The organism is Saccharothrix sp. ST-888 (genome assembly GCF_000955975.1).
Lineage (GTDB): Bacteria > Actinomycetota > Actinomycetes > Streptomycetales > Streptomycetaceae > Kitasatospora.
The window spans coordinates 1-22,906 of record NZ_JYJF01000074.1 but is presented as its reverse complement, the minus strand read 5'-3'; the positions used below and the strand labels follow the sequence as shown (position 1 = coordinate 22,906).

Here is a 22,906-nt window from a genome sequence, read left to right as displayed (position 1 = left end):
TTAGTCACAGTGCATAACTCCGAGAAAAAACCCACCCATTTGTTGACTTTCCGTCACCTCGTGCTCACCGCCCAGTTAGACCTGAGCCCGCTCCGCCCCGGCCTCAGGACCCTCGATGCCCGCACGTCTGCCCTCGCTCACCGGGCTCCGCTTCTGGGCCGCACTGCTGGTGGTGCTCTACCACCTGGCCCGCCAGGTGGGCGGGCTCCCCCTGGTCGGCCCGGCGGTCTGGTACGGACGCAGCGGGGTGACCTTCTTCTTCGTCCTCTCCGGCTCCGTCCTGGCCTGGACGTACGCCGACGACCCGAACCCCGCCACCCGCTTCTACCGCCGTCGGCTGGCCCGGATCTGGCCCCTGCACGCGCTGGCGACCGGGCTCTCACTCGCGGCGTACGCCTGGATCGGGACCGCCCTGCCGCTCAGGGCGGCGCTCTGCTCACTGCTCCTGCTGCACCCGTGGTTCCGGTCCCTCACCATGGGCGGCAACCCGGCCGGCTGGTCACTGGGCGACGAGGGCTGGTTCTACCTGCTCTTCCCCGTACTGCTGCCCGCCCTGACCCCGCGTCGGCTGCGCCCGCTCGCCCTGCTCTGCCTGGCGCTCGGCCCGCTGCTGTGGCTGGCGGGCGCCGCGGTCGCCGACCCGGCGCTGCGCAGCTGGCTGCTGGACTACCTGCCGCCGACCCGCACCCCGCAGTTCCTGCTCGGCATGGCGGTGGGGCTGGCCCTGCGACGGGGGCGGCTCCCCCGCCTGCCGCTCGGGTGGACCGCCCTGGCCGTCGCCGCCTGGCACCTCCTCCTGATCCCCTGGTCCCAGGCGGTCCCCGACAGCGCCTGGGACAGCCCGTACTCGGCCTCCCAGCTGCTCTCCGCCCCGCTGTTCGCCGCTCTGATCACCGCCGCCGCCCAGGCCGACCTCACCGCCGCGCGGACCGGCCAGGTCCGTGCCGCCTGGCCGGCCCACCCGCTCTGGGTCCGCCTCGGCGACTGGTCGTTCGCCTGGTACCTGACCCACGAGATCGTCGTCCGCTGCTGGCTCCACGCGTTCGGCCACCCCGCCCGGGGCGCCGCCGCCCTGGCCGGCTGGCTCACCCTGCTCACCGTGACCCTGGCGCTCGCCGCCGCCCTCCACCACTACGTGGAACGCCCCTGCGAACGCCGCCTGCGCGGCCCCGCCACCGCACTTCCCCGCCCGCTCGCGCCGAGCCGCTCCGCGACCTGACACGACAGGGCCCGCCCCGTCACCGACGGAGCGGGCCCTGGAAGTGCCGCGGCTGGGCTCAGAGCACCTGGAGGTTCTTGCGCAGCTCGAACGGGGTGACCTCGGAGCGGTACTCCTCCCACTCCTGGCGCTTGTTGCGCAGGAAGAAGTCGAAGACGTGCTCACCGAGGGTCTCCGCGACCAGTTCGCTGCGCTGCATCAGGTCGATCGCCTCGCCGAGGTTCTGCGGCATCGGCTGGATGCCCATCGCGCGGCGCTCGGCGTCGGAGAGGGCCCAGACGTCGTCGTCGGCGCCGGGGGGCAGTTCGTAGCCCTCCTCGATGCCCTTGAGGCCGGCGGCCAGGGTGACCGCGTAGGCGAGGTAGGGGTTGCAGCCGGTGTCCAGCGAGCGGACCTCGACTCTGGTGGACCCCTGCTTGCCCGGCTTGTACATCGGGACCCGGATCAGCGCCGAGCGGTTGTTGTGGCCCCAGCAGATGTAGGAGGGGGCCTCGCCGCCCGCGCCCGCGGTGCGCTGCGAGCCGCCCCAGATCCGCTTGTAGGAGTTGACCCACTGGTTGGTGACGGCGGCGGTCTCGGCGGCGTGCCGCAGCAGGCCGGCGATGAAGGAGCGGCCGACCTTGGACAGCTGGTACTCGGCGCCGGACTCGTGGAAGGCGTTGCGGTCGCCCTCGAAGAGCGAGACGTGGGTGTGCATCCCCGAGCCGGGGTGGTCGGAGAAGGGCTTGGGCATGAAGCTGGCGTGCACGCCCTGCTCCAGCGCGACCTCCTTCATGACCAGGCGGAAGGTCATGATGTTGTCGGCGGTGGAGAGCGCGTCGGCGTAGCGCAGGTCGATCTCCTGCTGGCCGGGGGCGCCCTCGTGGTGGGAGAACTCCACCGAGATGCCCATCGACTCCAGCATGGTGATCGCCTGGCGGCGGAAGTCGTGGCCGACGCCGCGCGGGGTGTGGTCGAAGTAGCCGGACTGGTCGGCGGGGATGGGCGCGGTGCCGTCGCCGGGGAGGTTCTTCAGCAGGAAGAACTCGATCTCCGGGTGGGTGTAGAAGGTGAAGCCCTGCTCGGAGGCCTTCTCCAGGGTGCGCTTGAGCACGAAGCGCGGGTCGGCGTACGAGGGCGAGCCGTCCGGCATCAGGATGTCGCAGAACATCCGCGCGGTCCCCGGGGTCTCCGAGCGCCACGGCAGTATCTGGAAGGTGGTCGGATCCGGCTTGGCGATCATGTCGGACTCGTACACCCGGGCGAATCCCTCGATCGCCGAACCGTCGAAGCCGATACCCTCCTCGAAGGCCTGCTCCAGCTCGGCGGGTGCCACTGCGACCGACTTCAGGAACCCGAGCACATCGGTGAACCACAGCCGGACAAAACGGATGTCACGCTCTTCGAGCGTACGAAGCACGAACTCCTGCTGCTTGCCCATGGGGACAGTCTCACCTCTGCTCTTTACGTTCGTGTTACGCCCGGAAGCACGCGAAAGCGACCGGCGGAAGCGGCTCACAGAGCGGCTGCCCCCATCATGGCCGATCCACACCGACTTGCCGACACCTGGACCGTCCGCAGAACGCCCACCGGACCACCTCCTGAGCACCCGGAGGCAGCGCGCGCACGGCCCCCCGCACCGAGTGACGGACCCCGCCCGCGACATAACGTCAGTTAGACGATTACACTCATGGCATGCCCAATCTCCGTCTCGCCCTGAGCCAGATCGACCCCTGGGTCGGTGACATCGCACGCAACAGCGATGAGGTGGTGCACTGGACCAGGAAGGCCGCCGAGGCAGGCGCCCAGCTGGTCGCCTTTCCCGAGCTGATGCTGACCGGGTACCCCGTCGAGGACCTCGCCCTGCGCCGCTCCTTCGTCGAGGCGTCCAGGACCGCGCTGGTCGAGCTGGCCGAGCGGCTCGCCGCCGAGGGCCTGGGCGAGCTGCCGGTGGTGGTCGGCTACCTCGGCCGCTCCGAGCAGGACGTGCCGAGGGCGGGCCGCCCGGCCGGGTCGCCGCAGAACTGCGCGGCGGTGCTGCACCGCGGCACGGTGGCGAACCGTTTCGCCAAGCACTACCTGCCCAACTACGGCGTCTTCGACGAGTACCGCTACTTCGTCCCCGGCAACCAGCTCTCCGTCCTGCGCCTGCACGGCGTGGACGTCGCGCTGGCCATCTGCGAGGACATCTGGCAGGACGGCGGCCGGGTCGCCGCCGCCCGCGAGGCCGGGGCCGGCCTGCTGCTGTCGATCAACGGCTCGCCGTACGAGCGGAACAAGGACGACGTCCGGCTGGAGCTGGTCGCACGCCGGGCCGCCGAGGCGGGCTGCCCGCTGGTCTACCTGAACATGGTCGGCGCCCAGGACGAGCTGATCTTCGACGGCGACTCGCTGGTGGTCGCCGCCGACGGCGAAGTACTGGCCCGGGGACCGAAGTTCGAGGAGAGCCTGCTGATCCTCGACCTGAACCTGCCCGCCGCCACCTCGGACCAGACCGACGGGCTGCTGCTCAGCGACGGCCTCCGGCTGGTCCGCACCGACCTCGGCGGCGAGCCGCTGCCCGCCCCCGCCGAGCGGGTCACGCCCGGGATCGCCCCCGAGGTGGGCGACGAGGCGGAGATCTACCAGGCCCTGGTCACCGGCACCCGGGCGTACGTCCGCAAGAACGGCTTCAAGTCCGTGCTGATCGGACTCTCCGGCGGCATCGACTCCGCGCTGGTCGCCACCATCGCGGTGGACGCCGTCGGCGCCGAGAACGTGCACTGCGTCTCCATGCCCAGCCGCTACTCCTCGCAGCACTCCCGCGACGACGCCGCCGAGCTGGCCGAGCGCACCGGCCTCAACTTCCGCACCGTCTCCATCGCCCCGATGTTCGACGCCTACATGGAGTCCCTCGGCCTGACCGGCCTCGCCGAGGAGAACCTCCAGTCCCGGCTGCGCGGCACGATGCTGATGGCGATCTCCAACCAGGAGGGCCACATCGTGCTGGCCCCCGGCAACAAGAGCGAGCTCGCCGTCGGCTACTCCACCCTCTACGGCGACTCGGTCGGCGCGTACGGGCCGATCAAGGACGTCTACAAGTCGCTGCTCTTCCGGCTCGCCTCCTGGCGCAACGAGGAGGCCGTCCGGCGCGGCGAGACCCCGCCGATCCCGGAGAACACCATCTCCAAGCCGCCGTCCGCCGAGCTGCGCCCCGACCAGGTCGACACCGACTCGCTGCCGGACTACGACCTGCTGGACACCGTCCTCGACCTCTACGTCGAGGGCGACCAGGGCCGCGACGCCATCGTCGCCGCCGGGTTCGACCCCGAGCTGGTCGACCGCATCGTCCGCCTGGTGGACACCGCCGAGTACAAGCGCCGCCAGTACCCGCCGGGCCCCAAGATCTCCGTCAAGGGCTTCGGCCGGGACCGCCGCCTCCCGATCACCAACCGCTGGCGCCGCGGCTGACGCGCCGTCAACCCGTCGGCCCCGCAGCGCTGTTGTCACAGCACTGCGGGGCCTTCCCGCATCAACGCCGAGCAGTGGTGCAGGAAGCGGTCGAGCCGCTCGGTCCCCCGGCGCCCGGCTCAGCACATGAAGGGCTCAGTACGTGAAGGAGGCGGCGATGGCGAGGTGGTCGCTGCCGTCGGCGGGCAGGGTCCGGGAGTCGGTGGGCTTGAGGCCGCCCTTGCTCATGATCTGGTCGATCCGGGCCATCGGGAAGGACGCGGGCCAGCTGAAGCCGAAGCCGTCCCCGGCGGCGCCCTGGGCCGAGCGCATCTGCGAGGTGATCGGGGCCAGGCTGCGGTCGTTCATGGTGCCGTTGAGGTCGCCGAGCAGCAGTACCTTCTTCAGGTGCTCGGCCTCGATGGCGTCGCCCAGCGCCTGCGCGCTGACATCCCGCTGACCCGCGGTGAAGCCCGCGTCGAACTTCACGCGGACGGACGGCAGGTGCGCGACGAACACCGCCAGCGGGCCCTGCGGGGTGGTCACGGTGGCACGGAAGGCCCTGGTCCAGCCGATCTTGATGTCCACCTCGGAGACATCACCGAGCGGGTACTTCGACCAGAGGCCGACGGTGCCCTCCACCGCGTGGTACGGGTAGGCGGCCGCCAGCCCCGCCGCGTAGGTCGGGACGGCCTGCCCGGCCAGCTCCTCCAGGGCGACGATCTGCGCACCGGAGTTGTTCAGCAGCCGGATGGTACCCGCCGGATCACTGTTGGCGGCGGCCACGTTGTGGGTGAGGACGGTGAAGTCGCCCTTGCCGCTGCTCTTGTCGAAGAGCAGCCCGCCGAACAGGTTGAGCCAGACGATCGCGGGCAGCAGCACCGCCGCCAGCGCGACGGCCGAACGTCGCAGCACCGCCACCGCGACCAGCAGCGGCACGGCCAGGCCCAGCCAGGGCAGGAACGTCTCCAGCAGACTGCCGAGGTTGCCCACGGAGTTGGGCAGCGAGGAGTGCAGGGCGAGCAGCCCGGCGAGCAGCACCGCGAGAGCGGCGGTGATCCAGCCGCGCCGCCCGGCGGGACGCCAACCGCGGCACCAGGCACCGACCCTGGCACGGCCGGTCCGACGGCCGGTGGTGCCCGAGGAGGCGGGGTCGTCCCCGCCGCCCTGGGGTTCCACTGCCCTGTCCAGCTGCGCCATGCCCTGATCCTCCGTACGTCCCCGTCTGACCGAGCTGATGCCGCTTTTGTCGGATTCTCGGATCAGCCTATGCCGGGACAGACGCAGCCATCGTCGCGGGGGGTTGCGGCGCGCACCTGATCAGTGAGATTCACCACCGGGCGAACCCGCGACGGCACGGTCCTGGGCGGGAACCGGGCCGGCGGCCGGGGCATCGACGGCGGCCGGGGCGGCGATGCCGTTGAGGAGGGCGTCGACCAGCTGCTCGGCCAGCGCGGGATCGTCGAGCGGCGCCTCCTCCCAGAAGACGGTGCGCAGCAGTATCGGTCCCATCACCACTTCGGAGAGCAGGTCCGTGTCCAGGTCGGAACGGATCAGGCCCTCGGCGACGCCGCGCCGGACGATCTGCCGGACCAGCTCGCGGCGCGGTTCGATCACCTGCTGGTGGTACCTGGCCCGCAGCTCGGGCCAGCTGTTCAGCTGGCCCAGCGCGGCCTTCAGCACCCAGCGCGAGCGCTTGGCCAGGCCCCGGCGGCGCATGAACTCCATCATCGCCAGGAGCTCCTCGCGCACCGTGCCGCCGGTGAGTTGGGGCTCGGGGGACTCCAGCCGGGCGACCACGTCGACCAGCAGGGCCTCCTTGTTGGGCCAGCGCCGGTAGATGGTGGCCTTGCCGACGCCCGCCGCTGCGGCGATTCCCTCGATCGAGAGGTCGGCCAGGCCGGCCCCCTCCCCCATCAGCCGCTCGACGGCAGCGACGATCGCCTGCTCCGCGGCCTCGCTGCGCGGACGGCCCCGCCGCCGGGCACAGGGCTCGGCGGCAGGGCACTCGGGCTCGACTCGGGGCGCCGGGGCCGTGGTCTCGATCTGCATGGCCTTATTCTCCACAGCCGTTCTCCACCATCCGTCTCACCACCGCGGTCCGTGACCGCGGCCGCCCCCTCTCCTGCCACGGCCCGTGCCGTGGCCCCCTGGTCCGGCCGGGCCGCCGACCGCCTTCCGGACGGTCGGCGGCCATGGTCAGACCTTGGCGGCCTGCTGCGGTTCGGCCTGGGCCTGCGGCGCGCCACCGGGGGTGGCCGGGGCCTTGGCCGGGAGCAGGAACCAGGCGAGCAGGACGCCGACCACCGTGATCCCGGCGGAGAGCCCGGAGACGATGTGCATCGCGTGGATGAAGGCGTCCTTGGCCGGGCCGATCAGTTCGGCGTGGTGGGTGCCGTCGGCGATCGCCATGGTCGCCTCCAGGGACTCCCCGGCCTTGTCCCGCAGCGGGGCGGGGAGCTGGGCGAGCTGGTCGGCCACGCCGTCCCGGTAGGAGGTGGAGAGCACGGCACCCAGGACGGCGACCCCGAGCGAACCGCCGACCTGGCGGAAGGTGTTGTTGATCGCCGACCCGGCGCCCGCCTTCTCGCGGGGCAGCGAGCCCATGATCGCGACCGTGACCGGCGGCATCACGTGCGCCATCCCGGCGCCCATCACGAAGCCGAGCACGACCAGCACCCAGATCGAGGTGGTCAGGCCGAGCAGCAGGTAGCCGAGGAAGCCGATCGCGATCAGCGCCATACCGCCGGCGCAGGTGGCGCGGACCCCGAAGCGGTCGACCACCAGGCGGGCCCGGGGGGCGAAGACCATCTGGGCGGCGGCCATCGGCAGCATCAGCACACCGGCCTGCAGGGCGCTGTAGCCGCGCACGCTCTGGGTGTAGAAGACGCCGAAGAAGGAGACGCCCATCAGCGCGAAGAAGACCATGCCGATCACCACGACGGAGCCGGTGAACTGCTTGCGGCGGAACCAGCTGACGTCCAGCGCCGGGTGGTCGGTGCGCTTCTCGTGCAGGACGAACAGGACCAGCGCCAGCAGGCCGCCGAGCAGCGGGCCCCAGGCCGCGGGCTTGGTGAAGTCGGCGAGCTCGCCGCCCTTGATGATGCCGAAGATCAGCGCGACCAGGCCGATGACGGAGAGCACCACACCGACCGGGTCCAGCCTGCCGGGGTTCGGGTCGCGCGAGTCCGGGACCAGCAGCGCCATCGCGACCAGCGCGACGGCCACGATCGGGACGTTGATCAGGAAGACCGAGCCCCACCAGAAGTGCTCGATCAGCAGGCCGCCGGTGATCGGGCCGATCGCGATGGCCAGGCCCACGGCCCCGGCCCAGATGCCGATCGCCTTGGGCTGCTCGTGCCGCTCGAAGACGTTCATGATGATGGCCAGCGTGGCGGGCATCACGAAGGCGCCGCCGAGGCCCATCACCGCGCGGAAGGTGATCAGCTGGCCGGGCGAGGACGCCAGCGCGGAGAGCAGCGAGCCGAGCCCGAACACCAGCATGCCGCCGAGCAGGGTCTTTTTCCGGCCGATCCGGTCACCGAGCAGACCGGCGGTGAAGAGCAGGCCGGCGAAGACCAGCGTGTACGAGTTGATCGCCCATTCCAGGTCGCTCTGGCTCGCGCCGAGGCCGGTGGGGGCGGGCGAGGCGATGGTCTTCATCGCCACGTTGAGAATCGAGTTGTCGAGGACGACGACGAGCAGGGCGAGCACCAGCGTGCCCAGGATCACCCAGCGACGACGGTGTATCGCTTCGGGGATCCGCTGAGGTGCGGCTGTGGCCATCGGAGAGTGTTCCCGTCCGTACGAGGAAGTGCGGACTTACGAGCCGGATGCGTCTCGTAACCCCTTTCGGTCCAGCATAGCCCCCTTTTTCGATACGAGACGGTGCCGTATCGTAACGATGAGGCAAAGGAGGAGGCTGCCGGGGCGTGCGGAGCTGTCCGATCCCCGCTCTTTTGCGCCGGGCGCACGGCATGCAAGCATGGGAGCAGATCCGGGGACGCCACACGGCGCCACGAGACGACAACCCTTCAGGAGCCTGTTCGATGAACGCTTCTCCGCTTTCGCCTGCCCAGACGCAGGACGGCACACCGACCGTCCTCTACGGCGGGGTCACCAACCGCCGGGTGACCGTCCGCGACCTGGCCAAGGCCAAGCAGCACGGTGAGCGCTGGGCGATGCTCACCGCGTACGACGCCCTGACCGCCGGAGTCTTCGACGAGGCCGACATCCCGGTGCTGCTGGTCGGCGACTCGGCGGGCAACTGCCACCTCGGCTACGAGACCACCGTGCCGGTGACCATGGACCAGATGGTGATGCTGTCCGCAGCCGTCGTCCGGGGCACCAAGCGCGCCCTCATCGTCGCCGACCTGCCGTTCGGCTCCTACCAGGAGTCGCCCGCCCAGGCCCTGCACAACGCCGCCCGGCTGCTCAAGGAGGCCGGGGTCGGCGCGGTGAAGCTGGAGGGCGGCGAGCGCAGCGCCCGGGCCATCGAGCTGCTGGTCGAGGCCGGCATCCCGGTGATGGCGCACATCGGCCTGACCCCGCAGTCGGTGCACGCCTTCGGCGGGTACCCGGTGCAGGGCCGCGGTGACGAGGCCGCCCACCAGCTGCTGCGGGACGCGAAGGCGGTGCAGCAGGCCGGTGCGTTCGCGGTGGTGCTGGAGGCCGTCCCGGCCGAGCTGTCCGCGCAGGTCACCGAGCAGCTGACGGTCCCGACCGTGGGCATCGGCGCAGGCGTCAACTGCGACGCACAGGTGCTGGTCTGGACCGACTTCGCCGGGATGACGGCGGGCCGGGTGCCGAAGTTCGTCAAGCAGTACGCCAACCTGCGGGCCGTCCTCGGCGACGCCGCCCGCGAGTTCGCGGCCGAGGTCGGCGCGGGCACCTTCCCGGCGCCGGAGCACACCTTCAAGTAACGTCCACGCAGGGCCGGTTCGCCTTTACAGCACGGGTGAACCGATAGGAGCGCGGGGAACCGCGCGAGAAACCCGCTACGGAGTCGCAGGGTTTCCCGCGCAGGTCTCCGCGCCCCTGGGCCGCCCCTCTGCCTTCCGACAGCGCGGTGACAGCGGTGACGGCAGGGTGACAGCGGGCTGACAGTCGCCCCGGGCAGCCTGAGGGCATGACACGAATCGACACCGCCCCGAACGACCGGGGGCCCCGCGACGGCAACGCCGTCGAGGTACGCGGGATCGTCAAGCACTACGGCACGACCAAGGCCCTCGACGGCGTCGACCTCACGGTCCGGCAGGGCACCGTGCTCGGTGTGCTCGGCCCGAACGGCGCCGGCAAGACCACCCTGGTGCGGGTCCTCTCCACCCTGATCAAGCCGGACGCCGGCACCGCCTTCGTCGGCGGCTACGACGTGCTGCGCCAGCCCAGGCAGCTGCGCCGCACCATCGGCCTCACCGGCCAGTACGCCTCCGTGGACGAGCTGCTCTCCGGCTACGAGAACCTCTACCTGATCGGCCGCCTGCTCGACCTCCCCGGCAAGGAGGCCAAGGCCCGCGCCGCCGAACTGCTGGAGCGCTTCTCGCTCACCGAGGCCGCCAGGCGCCCGGCCAAGACGTACTCCGGCGGGATGCGGCGCCGCCTCGACCTGGCCGCCAGCATGATCGGCCGCCCCAAGGTGCTCTACCTCGACGAGCCGACCACCGGGCTCGACCCGCGGACCCGCAACGAGGTCTGGGACGAGGTGCAGCGGATGGTCGCCGACGGCTCCACCGTGCTGCTCACCACGCAGTACATGGAGGAGGCCGAGCAGCTCGCCCACGAGCTGACCGTGATCGACAAGGGCCGGGTGATCGCCAACGGCGGGGTCAGCGAGCTCAAGACCCAGGTCGGCGGCCGCACCCTGCACGTGACGCCGGTCCACGTCGCCGAGCTGCCCGAGATGGCCCGCTGCCTGCACGAGGCCGGCATCGGCGCCGCCACCGTCTCCGCGGACGCCGGCCTGCTCACCGTGCAGATCGCCGATGACTCCCAACTCACCTCCGTGGTGGGCGTGCTGGGCACCCGCGGCTTCGGCATCAGCGCCATCGACACCAAACTGCCCAGCCTGGACGAGGTGTTCCTCGCCATCACCGCCAAGCCCGCCGCCGTCACCCCCACCCCCGCGAAGGAGCCCGTGGCATGAGCGCCGCGATCGCCTACGACTCGGCCGATCCGCGGATCGGCCTCCGTGCCCACCTGCGGCACGTCGGCGCCCTCACCCGCCGCAACCTGATGCGGATCAAGGCCGACCCGGAGTCGATCCTCGACGCCGTGCTGGTCCCGATCATCTTCACGCTGCTGTTCGTCTACGTCTTCGGCGGTGCCGTCTCCGGCGACCGGCACACGTACATCCAGTACATGATCCCGGGACTGCTCGGCACCACCGGGCTCAACCTGGCGATGGCCGTCGGCACCGGGCTGAACAGCGACTTCCAGACCGGCGTGATGGACCGCTTCCGGACACTGCCGATCGGCCGGGCCTCGGTCCTGCTCTCCAAGATCGCGGCGGAGACCTGCCGGGGGCTGCTCTCCTTCACGATCCTGATCGGCTTCTCGACGATCCTCGGCCTGGAGATCACGGGCGGCTTCGCGGCCCTGCTGGCGGCCGTCGGCCTCTCCCTGCTGTTCGGGATGTCGATCGTCTGGATCTCCATGCTGCTCGGCATGTCGCTGCGCAGCGCCCAGGCCGTCCAGGGAGTGTCGATGCTGGTCATCATGCCGCTGCAGTTCGGCAGTTCGATCTTCGCGCCGACCAGCAGCATGCCGGGCTGGCTCCAGGCCTTCACCCGGGTCAACCCGCTCTCCAACCTGGCGGACGCCTGCCGGGCGCTGATCAACGGCCACGGCGCGGTGGCCCACCCGGTGGGCATCGTGCTGATCTGGGCGGTCGCGATCACCGCCGTCACCGCCCCGCTGGCGGTGGCCAGGTTCCGCAAGCGGACCTGAGCCTGCCGACGTCCCTGCGGGCGCCGGACTCCGATCGACCGACGGAGTCCGGCGCCCGGCCGCGGCCGCTCAGGCGCCGGACCCGTCCGGGTCGTTCATCAGGGCGGCCGCGTCCGAGATCGTGAGGCCGCCGCCCTCCGCCAGCGCCTCCCGGTAGACCTGTTCGCCGAGCAGCGCCCGCAGCTCGCGATCGCCCCGCTCCCGCTCCAGCCGCTCCGCGTACGAGCCGAGCCCGCCGTGCAGGCTGTGGTGGGCACCCATCAGCACGGCCGCCCGCCGGGCCAGGCCCAGGTCCGCCCGCAGCTCGGCGAGTCTGACCAGCACCCCGATCGCCGGCAGTATCAGCATCAGGGTCAAGTGCTCGGCGAAGACCGCGACGACACCGCCCACCGAGTTCACCGACCGCCGTGCCTCCCTGAGCAGTTCGAGACCGGCCTCGGGATCACCGCCCAGTGCGACCACCCACGCCCGGAGCGAGCTCACGATGCTCTTGAAGACGACGGGCACCAGCGGACCGAACGAGCGCTGGCCGCTCTCCAGTTGATCCAGCTGGTGCAGCGCCTCGGCGTAGTCCCCGCGCGCGGCGGCCAGGTTGCAGAGCACCAGCCGTCCGGAGAACATCGCGCCGTCGGCCGCGTGGTTCCCGGCCCGGATGTCCGCCAGCGCCTGCCGGACCAGCCGCTCGCCCTCCGCCAGGTCGATGGCGAACATGGCCTCGCCGAGCCGGACTTGAAGCATCGGGACCTCCTGCGGCGAACCCAGCTCCTTGGCCAGTTCCATGGCCCGCCGGTACGACGCGGTGGCGCGGGCGGCGTCACCCTGCTTGGCGGCGTTCTCGCCCTGCGCGGACAGCGCCTCGGACATCCCCCAGCGGTCGCCGAGCCGGGTGAACAGCTCCAGCGCCTCGTCGCTGTCGCGGATCGCCTGCTCCAGGTCACCCGCCCAGTCGTTCGACATCTGGGAGCGGATCTGCAGGATGAAGGCGAGGTCGCCGTCCCGGCCGTGGCGACGGCAGCCCGCCACGGCGTCGTCGAGCATCGGCCGCAACTGGTCCAGCTCACCGGAGAGGAACATGGCGAAGACCCGGTTCAGCGCGGGGAAGCGGTAGGACTGCGGCAGATCCCCGGTGTAGGTCGCGAGCACCCGCCGGGCGAGATCGGCCGCCTCCGGGTTCCCGAACATCTCCACGTTCCCGACGAACATGGCGACCAGCCGGTGCAGGTGGATCTGCCGCCGGGCCTCCTGCAACAGGTCCGGCGGCATCGGCGGCGGCGACGCCAGCGGATCGACCAGCAGCGGGACCGGCTTCGGCGCGTCGTCGGCGTACGGGTCCGGGGCGAGCGCGCCGATCGCCTCGTACCAGCCGCGCGCCTCCGTGGGGAAGTCCCGCAGGGACCAGAACCAGCTCATCCCGAGCGCCAGGACCAGCGCCTCCTGCTCCTCGCCGCCGTCCACCGCACGGCGCAGCGCGGCCCGGATGTTGTCCTGCTCGCGCTCCAGCACGTCCAGCCAGTGCAGTTGGGCGGGGCCGTGCAGCTGCGGCTCGGCGGTCCTGACCAGTTCGCGGAAGCAGCGGACGTGCCGGAGCACCGCGCCACCGTCGGCCGCCGGGTCGGCGTCAAGGTCCGCGCCCGCCTCGGCGAGCCGCTCGGTGGCGTACTCGTGGATGGTCTCCAGCATCCAGTACCTGCTCTCGGTACCGAGACCCGCGACCAGCAGGGACTTGTCCACCAGCGAGAGCAGCAGGTCGGCGACCTCCTCCCGGAGGACCTCGACGCCGTCGGCGCAGACCTGTTCGGCCTGCTCCAGTGTCCAGCCGCCGGTGAAGACGGAGAGCCGGCGGAGTACGGCGCGCTCGCGCTTGCCCAGCAGGTCCCAGCTCCAGTCGACCACCGCGCGCAGGGTCTGCTGGCGCGGCAGCAGGGTGCGGGAACCGGCGGTGAGCAGCGCGAACCGGCCGTCGAGGCGGTCCGCGAGCTGGCGCGGGGTCAGCCCGCGCAGCCGGGCGGCGGCCAGTTCGATGGCCAGCGGCAGACCGTCCAGGCGGCGGCAGATCTCGGCGCAGGCCGCCGGGTCCTCGGCGGGGTCGAAGCCGGGGCGGGCGGCGGCCCCGCGCTCGGCCAGCAGCCTGAGCGCGACCGGGTCGGGCAGCGGCTCCACCGGCCGGACCGCCTCACCGGGCACCCCGAGCGGCTCCCTGCTGGTCGCCAGGACGGTCAGCCCCGGGCACTCGGCGAGGAGTTGGTCGGCCAGCTCGGCCGCGGCCTGGATCAGGTGCTCGCAGTTGTCCAGCACCAGCAGCATCCGGCGGTCGGCGCAGTGCTCGACGATCCGCCGTACCGGGTCGTCCGTACTGCGGGCCACCTCGGCGACCGCGCCGCCGGTGTGCAGGACGGTCTCGCGCAGGCCGAGCGCGGAGAGCACGGCGGCCGGTACGTCGCCCGGGTCCTCCAGCGGGGCCAGCTCGGCGAGCCAGACGCCGTCCGGCCAGCCGGCGTCGGGTGCGCCGTGGCTGTCGGGGGCGGCCTGGGCGGCGGCTTCCTCGGCGGCGGCGCGCCCGGCCTCGACGGACAGGCGGGTCTTGCCGGAGCCTCCCGGGCCGATGAGGGTGGTCAGCCGGCCGGCCGTCAGGGCGGTCTTCAGGGCGGCGAGATCGGCCTCCCGTCCGACGAAGCTGGTCAGCCTCGGGCGCAGGTTGCCGACCGGGCGCGCCGCGGGCCGGTCCTGGTCCAGGGTGGGCAGCGCGGGCGGGGTGGCTATGGCGGAGCCCGGAGCGGCCGGGGCCGGTACGGCGGAGCCCGGTCCGGGCGCGGTGGAGCGGAGCAGGTCGCGGTGCACGGCCCGGAGCGCCGGGCCGGGGTCGGCGCCCAGCTGCTCGGCCAGCCCGCGCCGGGCGCGCTCGTACTGCTGGAGTGCCTCGGCCGTCCGGCCGCTGCCGTGCAGGGCACGGATCAGCAGGAGTTGCAGCTGCTCGTCCAGCGGGCGGTCCCCGCAGAGTCCGGCCAGTTCGGCGGTCAGGTCGGCGGCCCGGCCGAGCTCCAGTTCGGCGCCGATCCGGTGCCTGCGGGCCTCCTCGCGCTGGGTCTCCAGCCGGGCGGCCGGTCCGCTGCGGTCGGGCAGGTCGGCGAGGGCGGGGCCGCGCCAGAGGCCGAGGGCGGCGTTCAGCCGCTCGGCGGCGCGGGCGTGGTCCGTGGCGGCCGCTGCCGCCCGGCCTTCGGCGACCAGCCGCTGGAACTCCCCGAGATCGGTGTCCCGGCCGGTCAGCCAGTACCCGGCGGGGCCGGACCCGACCTCGTCCCGTCCGATGGTGCGGCGCAGCCGTCCGACCAGCGTCTGCAGGGCTGCGGCGGAGTCCTGCGGGGGATCGGCGCCCCAGACCTCGTCCACCAGCAGATCCGTCGGAACGGGCCGCCCCTGCCGCAGCACCAGCGCGGTGAGCAGGGCACGCAGCCGGGCACCGCCCAGCGGGATGGGGGTGCCGTCGTCCTGGTGGGCGGTGGTCGTTCCGAGAATGCCGTAGTGCACGGGGACCATTCTGGTGGACTCCGGCGCACGCGCACGCCTATTTGCCCGCCGGCCCGGCCGGGCGGCCCCCGGCGCCCCCCGACGCGCTGCCCGGCGGGCCGGGCCCGAGGAACCCTGCCTCTGCCCTGTGCGTTCACCGGGGAGCGCTTGTCCCGGCCTCGCCCGGCCCGGCATGATCGACCCTTGCCTTCCCCTACCCTCGGAGTCCCGCCGCCATGACCTTCGCCGAAACCCAGCGCACGCGCAGCGAGGACCACAGGATCAGCCCGGTCTTCTGGGTCCTGGTCGCGACCCTCGGCACCTCGGGCTGGGCCGTCTGGTCCGGGTACGGCAACGCGGGCGTCGGGGTCTTCCTGTTCGTGGTGGCGGGCTGGATGGTCTCGCTCTGCCTGCACGAGTACGCGCACGCGCGGACCGCGATGCACAGCGGCGACATCACGATCGGGTCGAAGGGCTACCTCACCCTCAACCCGTTCAAGTACACCAACGCGATCTTCAGCTTCGTCCTGCCGATCATCTTCGTGATCCTCGGCGGCATCGGGCTGCCGGGCGGTGCCGTCTACATCGAGCGGCACCGCATCCAGGGCAGGCTCAAGCACAGTCTGATCTCGGCGGCCGGCCCGCTGGTGAACGTCCTCTGCGCGGTCCTGCTGCTGGTCCCGGTCGGCGCGGGCTGGCTGGACAACCCCGCCGTGCACACCAGCTACGAGGGCCACGAGCTGAACGTCTCCCCACTCGCGGCGGCGCTCGGCTTCCTCGCCTTCCTCCAGGTCAGCGCGGCCCTGCTGAACCTGCTGCCGGTGCCGGGACTGGACGGCTACGGGATCGTCGAGCCGTGGCTCTCCCTGAAGACCCGCCGGGCGGTCGAGCCCTTCGCCCCGTACGGGCTGCTCGCGGTGTTCGTGGTGCTCTGGCAGTCCGAGGTCAACCGGTGGTTCTTCGACCTGGTCTACCGGATCATGGACCTGTTCGGCGTGGACGGCGCCTACGCCGTGCTCGGCCGGTACCTGTTCAGCTTCTGGGAGAACTGACCGGACCTGCCGGGGCGCGTCCCCGGGGGCCGGCTCAGCCCTCGGCGGCCGCCTCGGCCTTCGCCAGGCGCTCACGGCGCAGGTAGAACCAGGCGATGTTGCTGGAGACGCCCGCCATCAGCACCCACACCACGCCCAGCCAGTTGCCCTGCACGAACGAGACCACGGCCGCGGCGACCGCCAGCACGAAGACGATCGAGGCGTAGAGGGCGGTGCGGGGCATGGTCTGTACTCCTGGTGCCGGGGGCAGTCAGCACCCATTGTCGCCGAAGGGCCCCCTGCCACCGAGCAGGGGGCCCTTCGCGTGCGGTCCGTGCCGGACGGCCGGACCACCGCGATCCCCGTCAGACGTCCGTGATCCGCAGGCCGGCGTGGGCCTTGTAGCGGCGGTTGACCGAGATCAGGTTGGCCACCAGCGACTCCACCTGGTGGGCGTTGCGCAGCCGGCCGGCGAAGATGCCGCGCATACCGGGGATCCGGGCGGCCAGCGCCTGGACGGTGTCGGTGGCCTCGCGGTCCTCGCCGAGCACCATCACATCGGTGTCGATCTGCTCGATCGCGGGGTCCTGGAGCAGCACCGCCGAGAGGTGGTGGAAGGCCGCCGTCACCCGGGATTCCGGCAGCAGGACGGCGGCCTGCTGGGCGGCGCTGCCCTCCTCCGGCCTGATGGCGTACGCGCCCTGCTTGTCGAAGCCCAGCGGGTTGACGCAGTCCACCACGAGCTTGCCCGCGAGCTCCTCGCGCAGGCCGGAGAGCGTGGCCGCGTGGCCCTCCCACGGCACGGCGACGATCACGATGTCGCTCTCCCTGGCCGCGGTCGCGTTGTCCGCACCGCGCACGCCGAGGCCGAGCTCGGCCGCCGCCGTCTCGGCGCGCTCCGCCGTACGGGAGCCGATCACCACCTGCTGCCCGGCCTTGGCCAGCCGGTAGGCCAGCCCGCGGCCCTGGTCACCGGTGCCGCCCAGGACGCCGACCACCAGCTCGGAGACGTCGGGGAGCCCTCGGGTCGGCTCCGTCACTGAATCGTGGGTACTCATGCGGATGATCCTGCCAAAGCCGGGCCCCGTGCTCCATCCTGTGCGGCTATGGACGCGATGAGAGTTTCAGCACTGGCCCGGTCACTGGCCGGTACCGGCTGGCCGGAGAGCACCCGGGCCTTCGGCGGCGCACTGCGAAGATGCGTCAGCCGCCGCAGCGCCGACGGGCTGCTGCTGGTCGGCACCGAGCAGTACGAGCCCTGGCACCTGGCCGCCCACCTGGACGCGGAGGCCGGCCTCTCCGGTGTCAGCGGCCTGTCCCCCACCCTGCTGCGGCACCGTGTCCCGGACGGCTCGCCCGCCCATCTCGCCCACGGCGTCGGCCGGTTGGCGCAGGCTCGGCGCGGCGCCACGGTCCTGATCGTCGCCCTCGCCACCGCCGAGGGCCCGCTGCTGGAACGCGTCCACGACGCCCGCCGCAGCGGCGCCACCGTCCTCGCCCTCGACACCGGCGACCACGACCTCGCCTCCCTCGCCCACGAGCGCCTCACCGTCCCGGACGCCGCCGAGGAACCCTTCGCCCTCGTCCAACACCTCGTCAGCACCGCCGCCGGCACCCGCTCCTGCTTCCCCCGCCTCCCCTTCCTCGCCCACCTGGCCACCTCCCCACTCGCCGACTGGTGAGCCGCACGCCCCGACTCCGCCGGTTCAGAGCCGTTCGAGCTCAGCTGCACGGCGAAGGTCCGCGAACTCACCTGTGGCCGGGCGGCCACCGGTCTGAGCCACGACGCCGCCGACACCGAGCTCGGCACCATCGCCACCGACGACGCCCTCGGCTTCGACCCCTTCCCGCTGCTCCGGGCCCTGCATGCCAGTGGCGCCCGTACTGCTGGGGCTCGCGCTGGCCGGTGGCGCGGACCAGATCAGCGGCATCGCCCGCTCGGTGATCTGGAACCAGTCCATCCCGGACGAGCTGCGCGGGCGGCTGGCCGGGGTCGAGCTGCTCAGCTACTCGGTCGGACCGCAGCTGGGCCAGGTCCGGGTCGGCGGCATGGCCGCGCTGATCGGTGTCCGCGGCTCGGTCTGGGCGGGCGGGCTGGCCTGCGTGGTCGGCGTGCTCGGGCTGACCGCCGCACTGCCGAAGCTGCTCGCGTACGACTCCAGGACCGACCCGCACGCGGCGGCCGTCCGCGCCACCCGGAAGGCCGCCGAGGGCCCGGCAGCGGCGACCGTCTGAGCGCGAGGGCGCGCGGGCGGCTCCGGCACTACGCCTCCGGGAGGTTCACGCCTGCTCGTCGGCCGGTCCTTCGGTGTCGCTCCAGCGCGGGTCGGTCTGCCACTCGCGGTTCCGCTCGGCGGCCGTCTCGAGCGCGTGGGCGGCCTCCTCGCGGCTGGCGTACGGTCCCAGCCGGTCCTTGGCCGGGCAGTCCGGGCCCTCCTCGACCTTGGCGTGCTTGATGCAGTAGAACCACTCCCCCGGCTTCCCGGTGGGCTTGTGGCCGAATCCCAGCGCCATGATGGTCTCCCGTCGCTCGTTCGCTTCGATAGGGATCATTCCCGATGCCCGGCTCGCACACACTGCCGGGGCGGTGAGGGGCCCGGCGGATAGACTCGCGGCCATGGTTCTCGTACCCGGCATCCAGTCCCCCACCCGCAAGGTTCCGGCGCACATCACGCGTCCCGAGTACGTCGGCAAGCCCGCGCCGACGCCGTACACCGGGCCCGAGGTGCAGACCGCCGAGACGGTCGAGAAGATGCGGATCGCGGGCCGGATCGCCGCCCAGGCGATGGCGGAGGCCGCGAAGCTGATCGCGCCGGGTGTCACCACCGACGCGCTCGACGCCGTCGCCCACGAGTACATGTGCGACCACGGCGCGTACCCCTCGGACCTCGGCTACCGGGGCTTCCCCAAGTCGATCTGCACCTCCGTCAACGAGGTGATCTGCCACGGCATTCCGGACTCGACGGTCCTTCAGGACGGCGACATCGTCAACATCGACGCGACCGCCTACATCCACGGCGTGCACGGCGACCTCAACGCCACCTACCTGTGCGGCGAGGTGGACGAGGAGTCCCGGCTGCTGGTCGAGCGCACCCGCGAGTCGCTCAACCGGGCGATCAAGGCGGTCAAGCCCGGCCGTCAGATCAACGTGATCGGGCGGGTCATCGAGTCGTACGCCAAGCGCTTCGACTACGGCGTGGTGCGCGACTTCACCGGACACGGCATCAACACGTCGTTCCACTCCGGCCTGATCGTCCCGCACTACGACAGCGAGCGGGCCACCGAGGTGATCAAGCCCGGTATGACCTTCACCATCGAGCCGATGCTCACCGTGGGCACCTACGACTACGAGGTCTGGGAGGACGGCTGGACGGTCGTCACCAAGGACCGCAAGCGGACCGCCCAGTTCGAGCACACCCTGGTCGTCACGGCCGACGGCGCGGAGATCCTCACCCTGCCGTAACGGCGGCGCGCCGGTCCGGCCGATCTTGCAGGGGCGTGGACTTCAGGCGCGCGGTTCCCCGCACCCCCGAAGAACCGCTGCCCCGCCGCTGCGCTCGCCCCGCAGGGTCGGCCGGCGCGACTCCTGCTAGCCGATCAGCCACTGCTCCTCGGCGACGGCGCCCACCTCGGTGCAGGCGTCGGTGAGTACGTCCAGGACGCGCAGCGCGTCCGGCAGTTGCTGCTCGGGGCCACGGGTGTCCAGCCAGCGGACCTCGGAGCCGTCCGGGAGCGCGGCGGGCGGCAGCAGCGTGTACGAGCCACGGCAGTGCCAGCGCAGACCGGGGTGCTCGGACATGGTGTCCGGCGTGCTGTCGAGCACGCTCGGCCACCACTCGTCCTCGTCCTGCGGGGTGCCCCGGGTGGCGGTGAAGAACAGGTAGCGGTCCTCGCCGACGGCCGCGACCGGGCCGCCGACGCCCAGCGCGTCCAGCCGCTCCAGCGCGAGCCGGCCGGCTTCGGCCGGGACGTCCAGGACGTCGTGCGCGCGGCCGGTGGCGGTGATGAAGTTCGCCTGCGGGTCGCGGGAGAGCCAGCGGGCCAGCTGCTCGGTGTCGGTGGTCGCCTGGGACTGCCAGGCGAACGAGACGGGGTGCTGGGCGGGGGCCGGACAGCCGACCCGGTCACACGAGCAGCGATAGCCGGCCGGGTGTGCCGCCGGGGCCACCGGGAAACCCGCTCTGACGGCTTCGAGCAGCTGATCGAGGCGCACTGCCGCGTCCGCGCCGTCCGCCGCAGCCCCCGCCTGCTGCCGCTCGCGCTTCCGCCACCAGGTCGTCCACCTGCCGCTGGCTTCCATCAGACCCCTTCCGCACCCTGCCGTGACCTGCCACGCCCGGTACGGCGCGGCGACCGACGCAACATCCGACGCAACATCCGGGGTCGCCTGTTGCTTCCCGGGTGGTGCTCGATCCGGCGCGTCCGCCATGAGCCGGAGCCGGGGTTGCCGGACGGCCAACGCCTGGGTCACGGTACGGAGTACGAGAGTTGGGCTCGGTGGGAAGGCACACCACCGCGCGCCCGACCCGGCCCGTACGGGGCCCGCAGACCCGGGTGGACCCCAGGGGCGTACAGAGCAGGATAAGGGTGCGGAACGGGTCCGATTGACCGGGGGCGGCGCTGCGGCCGTCGCGGCGACCGTCACCGGGGCTCCGCCGGTCCGTTTCTGCAGCGCCACCGGTTCTCCACGGCTGCCCCGCTTCCGCCCCCTCCGAGCAGGGCGGATCCGGCCGGACCGGTCCCCGGCCGACTCGCTTACGCTGGGGTGATGAGAAGCGCCGACACCGAATTCGTGGGCGGGCCACTGGACGGCACGGTGCTGCCGGTCGCACTGACCCCGCTCAACAGCGTGCCCAAGGTCTACCGGGTACCGGTCCCCGCCCACGGCGACGTACCGGCCGCCACCCTGGTCTACCGGCGGATCGAAATGCGCACCGCCAAGCGGCGCCGCTACTGGCAGTACGAGTACGACCCCTCCGCCACGGCGTAGCCCCTCCTCCCGCCACCTCCGGGGCACGGGACTCCCCCTGGCCGAACGCGCGCGGGGCGGAGCGCCGAGATTCGGCTGGGGCCGGACTGTGAGGCACGCCTCACGGGCTTCACGGGCCTCCCACCCGAGGCTCGGCCGCGCCTGGGCGCCTCTCCCATCCGGGGCATCCTCCCCTTCCGGCCCCGCTCCCGCCCGGAGCCGGAGCGGGCATCATCGGCGCCCGCCCGAGCATGCCCCCGGTTCGCGTTCGGCCGGCCGGGCAGGCGGAGCCCCGAGCCCCTGACCGGCGAGGAGCTCAGCCCTCGTCGGCGAGGATGAGGTACAGCTTCTTCTTCGCCTCGGCCAGGACCGCGAGCCCCTTGGCCCGCTGCTCCTCCGTACCCGTGGTCATCACCTGCCGTACGGCGTGGTCCACGGCGGCCAGCGCCTGGCCGACCTCCTGGACCGCCTCCCAGTCGACACCGCGACCGGCCTCGTCCCAGGGGGACTCCTGCCCCGCCTCGGCCTCGGCCCGCCCGGTCTCGGTGAGCTCGAACAGGCGCTTTCCGGAGTCCTCCTGAGCCCGGATCAGCCCCTCCTCCTCCAGCAGCTGGAGGGTCGGGTAGACCGATCCCGGGCTCGGCCGCCAGGCCCCGCCCGTCCGCTCACCGATCTCGGTGATCATCTCGTAGCCGTGCATCGGCCGCTCCCTGAGCAGCGCGAGCAGCGAGGCGCGGACGTCCCCGCGCCGGGCCCGGCCGCCCCGGCGGCCGTGGCCGCCGCGCCCCCGTCCCCCCATGGGGCCGAACGGTCCGCCGAACCCGGGCCCCCACGGACCCGCCGGCCGACCCGGCCCACCGAAGCCGCCGAAGGCATGGCGGCCCTCGAAGCTCTCCCCGGCGAACTCCCCGCGCTCAGGGCGCCGACGCTCTCCCCGGAACGATCCTCTTGCGCGCATGACTCGCACCACCGTTCTGAACACTCACTCGACGCCTCTCTTCCGAAGCATCTCGATAACTCGACGATATATCGCTAACTATCGCTCGTCAACGACTTGGCTCACCGGGCCGAGCCCTCCCGGACCACGGGCCAGGGGCCACCGGTCGGGGGGCGGGGGCCGGTCGCGGCCATGGGGGGCTTTCCGTCCTCGGATCCGCGCCGCTGTGCCCGAGGAATCGCTCTTCGGCCGCCCCGCCGTGGCAGAGCACCTCCCGACCGGGGCGGAGAAGGCCGATGGCCGCGCCGCTCGCAGTCCGCCGGTGACCGGCAGCTCCGCTGCCCGGCAAGGGAGTTGAGCGTTGATCAGCTCGGGCAACCGTCGAAGCTGGAGTGCCGCCGCAACCCCCGTGCTGCACATCGACACGGGCGCACAAGCACGCAAGCGAACAACCAGGAGCGACAATCGCCCTGCTCCCGGCCCGAGTTGGCCTCGGCGGCATCGGGCGCGGTTGCGTCGGGCCGCCGACCGGGAGTGGGGCTCGGCTTCGTGTCCGGCTGGCCGGAGGTGCCCGAAGCCATGTGGTGGCCCCCGGTCCCGGCACCCGTCGGCGCGGCAGCGAATCCGGCTCGACCGCCGCGTCCTCCCGGCGACCGCCGGACGTACGGACTACCGTGGCCGCCATGGCCGGTGAACGAGATCTTCAGAAGCTGCTCAGTGGAATGCGCCCGACGCTCAACCCGGGACGGTACGTCTACTGCACCCTCCCCGCCCGCGTTCCCGCCGGGTTGCGCCCGGTGGTGACGGTCTCCGAGCCGGAGGGGCCGACCGTCGTGGTGCCGCAGGAGGAGGCCGACGCGCTCGGGCTGCGATACGAGTTCGTGGCCGCCTGG

General features: G+C 72.4%; 21 protein-coding genes. 11 read left to right on the top strand and 10 right to left on the bottom strand.

What is annotated here, in order from left to right; all coding sequences use genetic code 11:
• Window positions 1-115: 115 nt before the first annotated feature.
• The gene (locus UK12_RS22080) at window positions 116-1,219 is read left to right on the top strand and encodes an acyltransferase family protein (RefSeq protein ID WP_045304821.1); all 1,104 of its coding nucleotides are present in this window, start codon (window positions 116-118) and stop codon (window positions 1,217-1,219) included.
• Between the two features lie 58 nt (window positions 1,220-1,277).
• Here UK12_RS22080 and glnA read toward each other — a convergent pair whose 3' ends face one another.
• The gene (glnA, locus tag UK12_RS22075) at window positions 1,278-2,639 is read right to left on the bottom strand and encodes a type I glutamate--ammonia ligase (protein WP_045304820.1); all 1,362 of its coding nucleotides are present in this window, start codon (window positions 2,637-2,639) and stop codon (window positions 1,278-1,280) included.
• A 254-nt stretch (window positions 2,640-2,893) separates the two neighbouring features.
• Between glnA and UK12_RS22070 the strand changes: the two genes are divergently transcribed.
• On the top strand, window positions 2,894-4,648 hold the full coding sequence (locus UK12_RS22070; RefSeq protein ID WP_045304819.1) for an NAD+ synthase: 1,755 nt from the start codon (window positions 2,894-2,896) through the stop codon (window positions 4,646-4,648).
• Between the two features lie 135 nt (window positions 4,649-4,783).
• Here the strand turns inward: UK12_RS22070 and UK12_RS22065 are convergent, their stop codons facing one another.
• From UK12_RS22065 to UK12_RS22055, 3 genes are all read right to left on the bottom strand, one after another.
• Window positions 4,784-5,827 (bottom strand): endonuclease/exonuclease/phosphatase family protein, encoded by a 1,044-nt coding sequence (locus UK12_RS22065; RefSeq protein ID WP_045304818.1) that lies wholly within the window; start codon window positions 5,825-5,827, stop codon window positions 4,784-4,786.
• 120 nt (window positions 5,828-5,947) lie between these two features.
• Entirely contained in the window at window positions 5,948-6,679 is a 732-nt protein-coding gene (locus UK12_RS22060; protein WP_045304817.1) for a TetR/AcrR family transcriptional regulator, read from the bottom strand.
• Window positions 6,680-6,826: 147 nt separating this feature from the next.
• The gene (locus UK12_RS22055) at window positions 6,827-8,359 is read right to left on the bottom strand and encodes an MFS transporter (protein ID WP_231591329.1); all 1,533 of its coding nucleotides are present in this window, start codon (window positions 8,357-8,359) and stop codon (window positions 6,827-6,829) included.
• A 317-nt stretch (window positions 8,360-8,676) separates the two neighbouring features.
• Here UK12_RS22055 and panB point away from each other — a divergent pair, with 317 nt between their 5' ends.
• The 3 genes from panB to UK12_RS22040 all read left to right on the top strand — a co-directional run bounded on the left by panB (window position 8,677) and on the right by UK12_RS22040 (window position 11,572).
• Entirely contained in the window at window positions 8,677-9,549 is an 873-nt protein-coding gene (gene panB, locus UK12_RS22050) for a 3-methyl-2-oxobutanoate hydroxymethyltransferase (protein ID WP_045304816.1), read from the top strand.
• Between the two features lie 206 nt (window positions 9,550-9,755).
• On the top strand, window positions 9,756-10,769 hold the full coding sequence (locus tag UK12_RS22045) for a daunorubicin resistance protein DrrA family ABC transporter ATP-binding protein (protein WP_045304815.1): 1,014 nt from the start codon (window positions 9,756-9,758) through the stop codon (window positions 10,767-10,769).
• Window positions 10,766-11,572 (top strand): ABC transporter permease, encoded by an 807-nt coding sequence (locus UK12_RS22040; RefSeq protein WP_045304814.1) that lies wholly within the window; start codon window positions 10,766-10,768, stop codon window positions 11,570-11,572. The genes UK12_RS22045 and UK12_RS22040 overlap by 4 nt, the downstream gene beginning before the upstream one ends.
• Window positions 11,573-11,641: 69 nt before the next feature.
• Here the strand turns inward: UK12_RS22040 and UK12_RS22035 are convergent, their stop codons facing one another.
• Window positions 11,642-15,097 (bottom strand): AfsR/SARP family transcriptional regulator, encoded by a 3,456-nt coding sequence (locus tag UK12_RS22035; RefSeq protein WP_045304829.1) that lies wholly within the window; start codon window positions 15,095-15,097, stop codon window positions 11,642-11,644.
• Window positions 15,098-15,312: 215 nt separating this feature from the next.
• On the opposite strand from UK12_RS22035, the gene UK12_RS22030 reads away from it, so the two are divergent.
• Window positions 15,313-16,128 carry a site-2 protease family protein gene (locus UK12_RS22030; RefSeq protein ID WP_045304813.1) on the top strand — a complete coding sequence of 272 codons (816 nt, stop codon included), beginning with the start codon at window positions 15,313-15,315 and terminating at the stop codon, window positions 16,126-16,128.
• 34 nt (window positions 16,129-16,162) lie between these two features.
• On the opposite strand, the gene UK12_RS22025 is transcribed toward UK12_RS22030, so the two are convergent.
• Together UK12_RS22025 and npdG are read right to left on the bottom strand one after the other, a co-directional pair.
• Entirely contained in the window at window positions 16,163-16,351 is a 189-nt protein-coding gene (locus UK12_RS22025) for a hypothetical protein (RefSeq protein ID WP_045304812.1), read from the bottom strand.
• A 121-nt stretch (window positions 16,352-16,472) separates the two neighbouring features.
• Window positions 16,473-17,165 carry an NADPH-dependent F420 reductase gene (gene npdG / locus UK12_RS22020; protein WP_045304811.1) on the bottom strand — a complete coding sequence of 231 codons (693 nt, stop codon included), beginning with the start codon at window positions 17,163-17,165 and terminating at the stop codon, window positions 16,473-16,475.
• 57 nt (window positions 17,166-17,222) lie between these two features.
• On the opposite strand from npdG, the gene UK12_RS22015 reads away from it, so the two are divergent.
• The gene (locus tag UK12_RS22015) at window positions 17,223-17,789 is read left to right on the top strand and encodes a hypothetical protein (RefSeq protein WP_197085073.1); all 567 of its coding nucleotides are present in this window, start codon (window positions 17,223-17,225) and stop codon (window positions 17,787-17,789) included.
• Window positions 17,790-17,973: 184 nt separating this feature from the next.
• Window positions 17,974-18,342 (top strand): hypothetical protein, encoded by a 369-nt coding sequence (locus UK12_RS22010; RefSeq protein WP_197085072.1) that lies wholly within the window; start codon window positions 17,974-17,976, stop codon window positions 18,340-18,342.
• 45 nt (window positions 18,343-18,387) lie between these two features.
• Here the strand turns inward: UK12_RS22010 and UK12_RS22005 are convergent, their stop codons facing one another.
• A complete protein-coding gene (locus UK12_RS22005) occupies window positions 18,388-18,621 on the bottom strand; it encodes a hypothetical protein (RefSeq protein WP_197085071.1) in 234 nt (77 codons plus the stop codon).
• Between the two features lie 103 nt (window positions 18,622-18,724).
• On the opposite strand from UK12_RS22005, the gene map reads away from it, so the two are divergent.
• Window positions 18,725-19,570 (top strand): type I methionyl aminopeptidase, encoded by an 846-nt coding sequence (gene map / locus UK12_RS22000; protein ID WP_045304808.1) that lies wholly within the window; start codon window positions 18,725-18,727, stop codon window positions 19,568-19,570.
• A 126-nt stretch (window positions 19,571-19,696) separates the two neighbouring features.
• Here map and UK12_RS21995 read toward each other — a convergent pair whose 3' ends face one another.
• The gene (locus UK12_RS21995) at window positions 19,697-20,407 is read right to left on the bottom strand and encodes a bifunctional DNA primase/polymerase (protein ID WP_045304807.1); all 711 of its coding nucleotides are present in this window, start codon (window positions 20,405-20,407) and stop codon (window positions 19,697-19,699) included.
• A 468-nt stretch (window positions 20,408-20,875) separates the two neighbouring features.
• Here UK12_RS21995 and UK12_RS21990 point away from each other — a divergent pair, with 468 nt between their 5' ends.
• Entirely contained in the window at window positions 20,876-21,097 is a 222-nt protein-coding gene (locus tag UK12_RS21990; protein WP_045304806.1) for a hypothetical protein, read from the top strand.
• A 295-nt stretch (window positions 21,098-21,392) separates the two neighbouring features.
• On the opposite strand, the gene UK12_RS21985 is transcribed toward UK12_RS21990, so the two are convergent.
• Window positions 21,393-21,875 (bottom strand): PadR family transcriptional regulator, encoded by a 483-nt coding sequence (locus tag UK12_RS21985; protein ID WP_231591328.1) that lies wholly within the window; start codon window positions 21,873-21,875, stop codon window positions 21,393-21,395.
• 821 nt (window positions 21,876-22,696) lie between these two features.
• Here UK12_RS21985 and UK12_RS21980 point away from each other — a divergent pair.
• Window positions 22,697-22,906: ACT domain-containing protein (locus UK12_RS21980; RefSeq protein WP_045304827.1), on the top strand; the 210-nt coding region annotated here is incomplete at its 3' end.